Source organism: Shigella sp. FC1661, from assembly GCF_001712525.1.
Classification (GTDB): Bacteria; Pseudomonadota; Gammaproteobacteria; order Enterobacterales; family Enterobacteriaceae; genus Escherichia; species Escherichia coli.
In genome coordinates, this window is sequence record NZ_MDGW01000143.1 from 1 (window position 1) to 6,000 (window position 6,000).

The window sequence follows — 6,000 nt, forward strand, 5'->3', positions numbered from 1 at the left end:
TTTGCCGTTACGCACCACCCCGTCAGTAGCTGAACAGGAGGGACAGCTGATAGAAACAGAAGCCACTGGAGCACCTCAAAAACACCATCATACACTAAATCAGTAAGTTGGCAGCATCACCCGGCTGATTGACCAGCGGCGCGTTGGTATGAAAACGCAGGCTCTGGCTGACGATATCGTTACTTAATGGCGCGGAAAGCCACACCGGCGTGTCGTTATCAGCCAGCGTCAGCAGCACGCTGGTGGTGGCGATATTCAGCGGCTGCCAGCCGCGTTTGAGCTGATGCAGGGCGACAATCACGCCCGGCTCGCTCATGGCCTTTAACAGGCGACGAAAACTGTGCTGGGCATCCTGCACAGGAAGCATAAAAGCGGTTTCCAGGGTCATGCGTTGTCTCCGCGAACCATCGTAAAGAAGTCGACCCGGCTGGCGTTCACTTCGGCCTGGCGTGCGGCAATGCGTGCCATACGGTCAGCGTCCAGTGGGGCAATAAGGGTTTCTGATAAGTTTTGAAAATGGCGAGATTGCTGCATCAACGCGTCAATCAGCGCGCAGCGTTCGGCGTGCTGTTTGTCGCGCCCCAGCACCCAGCTGTAGCCGAGGGTGCCGTCAGTCAGGCGTACGGCGGCGCGGGTCAGCGTGGCGTCGCCGGCAAAAAAGCGTTCGCCGGTACCGCCCATTCGCGCCTGAATCTGTACCAGGCCGGTTTCGGCGGTGCGGATCACTTCATAGTTGGCGGTGATGTTCAGCGCGTTCAGGCGGGCTGCCAGTTCAGCCGGTTGGCTGTGCGCCAGCACGGACATCCAGTGCTGGCGGGTCGCGATATCTGCGTGCATTCAGTGCTCCATAGTGAATTCAATCATGTCGGCGCGCGTCAGGCTGACGGAGTACTCCGCCGGGCTGCTTTCACCGTCACGGTGGTTAAGGGTGCGCACGCACAGCAGCGGCGACATATTCGGGATTTCAAGACGCTGGCACTCTTTGGCCTGGGCGCGGCGGGCGCTGATCCGCGTCTGGCTGCGGCGCAGCGCAATCCCGGTTTGCTCGCGCAGAAAATCGTGCAGCGAGCCGCTGTCGAAGCGTTGCAGCGTCGGCCAAAGGGTGAGGTCCGCAAAGTAGTGGTCGATTAAACAGAGCGCGATGCCGTTGACCCGGCGCAGGGTGCGCAGGTGGATGACGTTCTCCCCCTCGGTTATCCCCAGCGCGTCAGCGACGTGACCAGATGCCGGGCGCAGCACCGACAGCAGTTTTTCGCTGGTGGGATGGCTGCCCTGATCCAGCAGGTTCTGGCTAAAACGCGCCTGGGCGTTGAGCGGGTAATCGAACGGGCGCATCAGCACCAGCACGCCGACGCCCTGACGGCGCTGTACCCAGCCTTTTTCCACCAGTTGGTCGATGGCGCGGCGCAGGGTGTGGCGATTTACCTCAAAGCGCGCCGCCAGCTGCTGCTCGGCGGGAAGATAGTCGCCGCAGCGATAGTGTTGACGAAGCTCCTGCTCAAGTTTTGCGGCTATCTCCTGATAGCGTGTTGGGTAGCTGGTCGGATGTGTAGACAAGTGCATAGATATCAATGCCTCGCTTATCAGATAAAGTGCTTACGCAACCGTTGAGAGAGGAAATCCAGCAGGCTGACCGTGACGATGATAAGCACCATCAGGGCGCAGGTTTGTTGGAACTGAAAACCGCGAATCGCTTCCCACAGGGTGACGCCGATCCCGCCTGCACCGACCATGCCGACGACGGTCGCCGAGCGGACGTTGGATTCGAAGCGATAGAGGGAGTAGGAGATCAGCAGCGGCATTACCTGTGGCAGCACGCCGTAAAGGATCTCTTCCAGCTTGTTGGCGCCGGTGGCGCGAATGCCTTCTACCGGGCCGGGTTCGATCGCTTCCACCGCTTCGGAAAGCAGCTTGGAGAGCACGCCGGTGGTGTGGATAAATAGCGCCAGCACGCCAGCGAACGGGCCGAGACCGACGGCGACCACGAACAGCATGGCGAAGACCATTTCGTTAATGGCGCGGCAGGCATCCATCAGGCGGCGAACGGGCTGGTAAACCCACCACGGCACCAGGTTTTCGGCGCTCATCAGACCGAAGGGGATGGAGAGAACCACTGCCAGCGCGGTGCCCCAGACGGCGATTTGCAGCGTGACGGCCATTTCGGTGAGGTAATCCTGCCACTGGCTGAAATCGGGCGGGAAGAAGTCGGCAACGAAGGTTGCCATGTTGCCGCCGTCTTTAATCAGCGTAAGCGGGGCCATTTCCGCGCCCTGCCACGAGACGACCAGCACGGCGAGAACAACGGCACAGCTCAGAAGCGAGAACCAGCTACGCTTGGGTGGGGCGATGGTGATGGTTTGCATGTTTGGCTCCGTTTAATGTTTTCTCCCTCTCCCTGTGGGAGAGGGCCGGGATGAGGGCATCAGCGTGCGCATTTCCCCCTCACCCTAACCCTCTCCCTCAAGGGATAGGGGACCGATCGAGCACATTACTGCACCGCTTTACTCACCGAACTCATCGCGCTTAACGCGTTGTTCAGGCGGTCCAGGTCATCCAGCTGCGCCTGAATCTCGGTGGTTTTCGCCAGCTTGTCCTGCTCATTCAGTCCTTTATTGCTTTTTACGCCCTGCATCTCTTTAAACAGTGCGAGCTGGCGAATCGGCACCAGTTGCAGGTCGCTGGAGGCGCGGAACGGGGCCCAGCCCAGGCGTTCCAGCACCGCTTTCTCTTCCGGCGTTTTTCCGTAGTTCATAAAGAAGTCGTAGATCTTGTCTTTGGTGGTTTCGGAGAGATTCTTGCGCCAGACGATCGGATCGCCTGGGATCAGCGGCGACTTCCAGATCACCTTCAGTTCTTTCAGCTTCTCTGGCGCGGAGGTTTTCAGCTTGTCGAGGTTTTCGGTGTTGTTGGTGGCAACATCCACCTGCTTGTTGGCGACGGCCAGCGCGTTGGTTTCATGCCCAGCGTTGACGGTGCGCTTAAAGTCGCTGGCGGAGATATTGTTTTTGGCAAAGACGTAGTAACCGGGGACGAGGAAGCCAGAGGTGGAGTTAGGATCGCCATTGCCGAAGGTGAGATCTTTCCGCTTCGCCAGCAGATCGTTCAGGTTGTTGATCGGACTATCTTTGTTGACGATCAACACGCTCCAGTAACCTGGCGATCCATCCGCCGCGACCGTCTGGGCGAAGACCTGGCCGTTGGCGCGATCCACCGCTTCCATTGCCGACAGGTTGCCGTACCAGGCGATATCCACTTTATTGAAGCGCATTCCCTGGATAATGCCTGCGTAGTCTGGGGCAAAGAAGGCGTTCACCTTCACGCCCAGCTTCTTCTCCATATCCTGTAAGAATGGCGTCCATTGCGGTTTCAGGTTTTGCTGTGATTCCGTTGAAATAATGCCGAAATTCAGCGCCTTTTCCTGCTCTTCGGCGTGTGCCGGGCTTAACAGGGTGCTGAGGCTGAACATGCTGGTGAAGGCCAGCGAGGCAATTATCTTAGCGTTCATTCGTTTTCCTCAATGATGGGGATGTCAGGCAGCTTTCGCGTTCTCTTCGATGCGATTAATGCTGCGGTAGAGATGGTCAAAACGTTCGTTATCAAACTGTTGGCTGCTGCCGTCGTAGAAAACGTGCCCCTGGCGCAGGGCGACGATGCGTTCGCAGTAGCGCAGGGCGTAATCCACCTGATGCAGCGTGACGACTACGGTGATGCCGTCGTTCTGATTGATGTCGCGCAGGGTGTCCATCACGATGCGGGCGGATTCCGGGTCCAGCGAGGCGATGGGTTCATCGGCCAGAATCACCTTCGCCTGCTGCATCAGCGCGCGGGCAATCGCCACACGCTGCTGCTGTCCGCCGGAGAGGGTGGAAACGCGTTGATGGGCAAAATGCACCATGCCAACGCGGGTCAGCGCCTGTAACGCGCGTTGTTTCTGCTCGCGGGTGAACCAGCTAAAACAGGTGCGCCAGAACGGCGTGCTGCCGAGCGCGCCAATCAGCACGTTCTCCAGTACGCTCAGGCGATTCACCAGGTTGAATTGTTGGAAGATGTAGCCGGTATGGGCGCGGCTTTTGCGGATATCGCGCGCCAGACGGCCTTCGCGCTGGACTGTCGGCCCAGCAGCTCGATATGGCTGCCGGCGGATTTATCGCCGGTAATCAAACCGCTTAAGTGACGTAAAAGTGTGGATTTGCCGGAACCCGACGGCCCAAGCAGAGCCACCATTTCACTGTGATGAATGTTCAGATCAACCGCATGCAGCGCTTGATGCTGATTGAAGGTTTTGGCGAGCTTCTCGACACGGATAATCGTTTGCATGATGCAGCCTCCCTAAAAAAGTGGCTCCATCGTGGCGGATTATTGTGACGATTTGGTTAATTAAAAGTGACTAACAGATGAAGAGTTAACGGGAATTCGATGACAGTGCGGGAGGGCGGGCCTCCCGGCGGGTTATTGCGTTGGTTGTTGTTTGACGACATTAATCATCCACGGTACGCCAAATTTATCGGTGACTTTGCCGAAGCCATGCGCCCAGAAAGTTTCCTGCCAGGCCATTTCAATTTTTCCGTTAGCGGCAAGGTTATCAAACCAGCGTTTTCCTTCTTCGACCTGTTGCGAATCGAGCACCAGCGTAAAGCCGGAGTAGCTGGCTTTTCCTGACGGTATAGCATCGCTCATCATGATGTCGCTTCCGGCAATGCGCACGTTGGCGTGGGCGATGGCGGTATCGGGAAATTGCATTCCGGAAGGGCAGTTCTCGGCGCTGTCCTGCGCTGATTTTGGCATTTCGCCGAAGCTGATTTTATAGAGCAGTTCCGCGCCCAACGTACGTTGATAATAGGCAATCGCGTCGGAACAGTTACCGGCAAAAGAGAGGTAGGGACTTAACGGCATGATGGTGACCTCAGTTAAGAGAAGCCAGTTAAGTGTAGTTCGAAATTTATACAGATGAGAGGGAAGCCTGATAAGGCGCGGTCAGCGTCGCATCAGGCAGTCGGCATCGTTGCCGGATGTGGCGCGAGCGCCTTATCCGGCTTACCGATCACAATACAATCAGTTCTTTTTCACAAACTCAGATTTCAGTTTCATCGGACCAAAACCGTCGATTTTGCAATCGATGTTATGGTCGCCTTCAACCAGGCGGATGTTTTTCACTTTGGTGCCAATTTTCAGCATCGAAGAGCTACCTTTCACCTTCAGATCTTTAATGATGGTAACGCTGTCGCCGTCAGCCAGCAGATTGCCGTTAGCATCTTTAACGATCAGCTCGTCGCTTTCCTGTGCAGGTTCTGCGTCGTTCCATTCGTAGGCACATTCCGGGCAGATGTACATGCCGTTATCTTCGTAAGTGTATTCGGAGTTGCATTTTGGGCAGTGTGGTAATGACATGTGGATTTCCTCAAAAGTCAGCAGGGCAAAAGCGCCAAAAAACGGCAGATTGCCGAAAAAGGCCGCAATTATACACAAAATCCCTGAGTTTGTCGGGGGTACTGCTGATTTTAGACGACGATCGTTTTCATTTGAAAGGAAACGCAAAAAGAAAATAATCTTTTTGCCTCTATTTATTATTTAAGATAATGTTAATGCTCTACTTGTTCTTTTTTTTATTCACATGATATTTTTATCTTTCTGACGTTTTAAACGCATCAGAAGACGTTATTTATTCTGATAAAAAACAACACACTAAATATAAAATTATTTCGGTAATGCTGCCAACTTACTGATTTAGTGTATGATGGTGATTTTAAGGTGCTTGCGTGGCTTCCATTTCCATCAGATGTCCTTCCTGCTCCGCTACTGAAGGCGTGGTGCGTAACGGCAAAAGCACTGCCGGACATCAGCGCTATCTCTGCTCTCATTGCCGTAAAACATGGCAACTACAGTTCACTTACACCGCCTCTCAGCCCGGTACGCACCAGAAAATCATTGATATGGCCATGGAATGGCGTCGGATGTCGCGCCAGTGCACGCATTATGGGCGTTGGCCTCAACACGGTTTTA

Annotated in this window: 7 protein-coding genes and 3 pseudogenes; 1 reads left to right on the forward strand and 9 read right to left on the reverse strand. The window is 55.3% G+C overall.

Going from position 1 to position 6,000, the window contains the following annotated elements; all coding sequences use genetic code 11:
* From BFF42_RS09830 to BFF42_RS09870, 9 genes and pseudogenes are all read right to left on the reverse strand, one after another.
* On the reverse strand, window positions 1–66 hold a 66-nt coding region (locus tag BFF42_RS09830; RefSeq protein ID WP_096257578.1), incomplete at its 3' end, for an IS1 family transposase.
* Window positions 67–112: 46 nt separating this feature from the next.
* Window positions 113–388: pseudogene (locus tag BFF42_RS09835) on the reverse strand (phosphonate C-P lyase system protein PhnH); the annotation flags it as partial.
* Window positions 385–837, reverse strand: a complete 453-nt coding sequence (gene phnG / locus BFF42_RS09840; protein ID WP_000542751.1) for a phosphonate C-P lyase system protein PhnG — start codon at window positions 835–837, stop codon at window positions 385–387. The gene phnG and the pseudogene BFF42_RS09835, both read right to left, overlap by 4 nt.
* Window positions 838–1,563 (reverse strand): phosphonate metabolism transcriptional regulator PhnF, encoded by a 726-nt coding sequence (gene phnF / locus BFF42_RS09845; protein ID WP_001301447.1) that lies wholly within the window; start codon window positions 1,561–1,563, stop codon window positions 838–840.
* 20 nt (window positions 1,564–1,583) lie between these two features.
* Window positions 1,584–2,363, reverse strand: a complete 780-nt coding sequence (gene phnE, locus BFF42_RS09850) for a phosphonate ABC transporter, permease protein PhnE (RefSeq protein WP_001193493.1) — start codon at window positions 2,361–2,363, stop codon at window positions 1,584–1,586.
* Between the two features lie 125 nt (window positions 2,364–2,488).
* Window positions 2,489–3,505, reverse strand: coding sequence for a phosphonate ABC transporter substrate-binding protein (phnD, locus tag BFF42_RS09855; RefSeq protein ID WP_000992002.1), 1,017 nt, complete (start codon window positions 3,503–3,505; stop codon window positions 2,489–2,491).
* Between the two features lie 24 nt (window positions 3,506–3,529).
* Window positions 3,530–4,317 (reverse strand): annotated as a pseudogene (phnC, locus tag BFF42_RS09860) (phosphonate ABC transporter ATP-binding protein).
* A 132-nt stretch (window positions 4,318–4,449) separates the two neighbouring features.
* Window positions 4,450–4,893: a VOC family metalloprotein YjdN gene (yjdN, locus tag BFF42_RS09865; RefSeq protein ID WP_001131335.1), complete on the reverse strand. Its 444-nt coding sequence runs from the start codon at window positions 4,891–4,893 to the stop codon at window positions 4,450–4,452.
* A gap of 159 nt (window positions 4,894–5,052) precedes the next feature.
* The gene (locus BFF42_RS09870) at window positions 5,053–5,388 is read right to left on the reverse strand and encodes a zinc ribbon domain-containing protein YjdM (RefSeq protein ID WP_001300891.1); all 336 of its coding nucleotides are present in this window, start codon (window positions 5,386–5,388) and stop codon (window positions 5,053–5,055) included.
* Between the two features lie 368 nt (window positions 5,389–5,756).
* On the opposite strand from BFF42_RS09870, the pseudogene BFF42_RS09875 reads away from it, so the two are divergent.
* A pseudogene (locus BFF42_RS09875) lies at window positions 5,757–6,000 on the forward strand (IS1-like element transposase); the annotation flags it as partial.

What these genes read in the sequence shown, in the direction of transcription:
- phnE (WP_001193493.1), bottom strand. Translation starts at nt 2,363, where the DNA reads ATGCAAACCATCACCATCGCCCCACCCAAGCGTAGCTGGTTCTCGCTT.
- yjdN (WP_001131335.1), bottom strand. Translation starts at nt 4,893, where the DNA reads ATGCCGTTAAGTCCCTACCTCTCTTTTGCCGGTAACTGTTCCGACGCG.
- phnD (WP_000992002.1), bottom strand. Translation starts at nt 3,505, where the DNA reads ATGAACGCTAAGATAATTGCCTCGCTGGCCTTCACCAGCATGTTCAGC.
- phnF (WP_001301447.1), bottom strand. Translation starts at nt 1,563, where the DNA reads ATGCACTTGTCTACACATCCGACCAGCTACCCAACACGCTATCAGGAG.
- BFF42_RS09870 (WP_001300891.1), bottom strand. Translation starts at nt 5,388, where the DNA reads ATGTCATTACCACACTGCCCAAAATGCAACTCCGAATACACTTACGAA.
- phnG (WP_000542751.1), bottom strand. Translation starts at nt 837, where the DNA reads ATGCACGCAGATATCGCGACCCGCCAGCACTGGATGTCCGTGCTGGCG.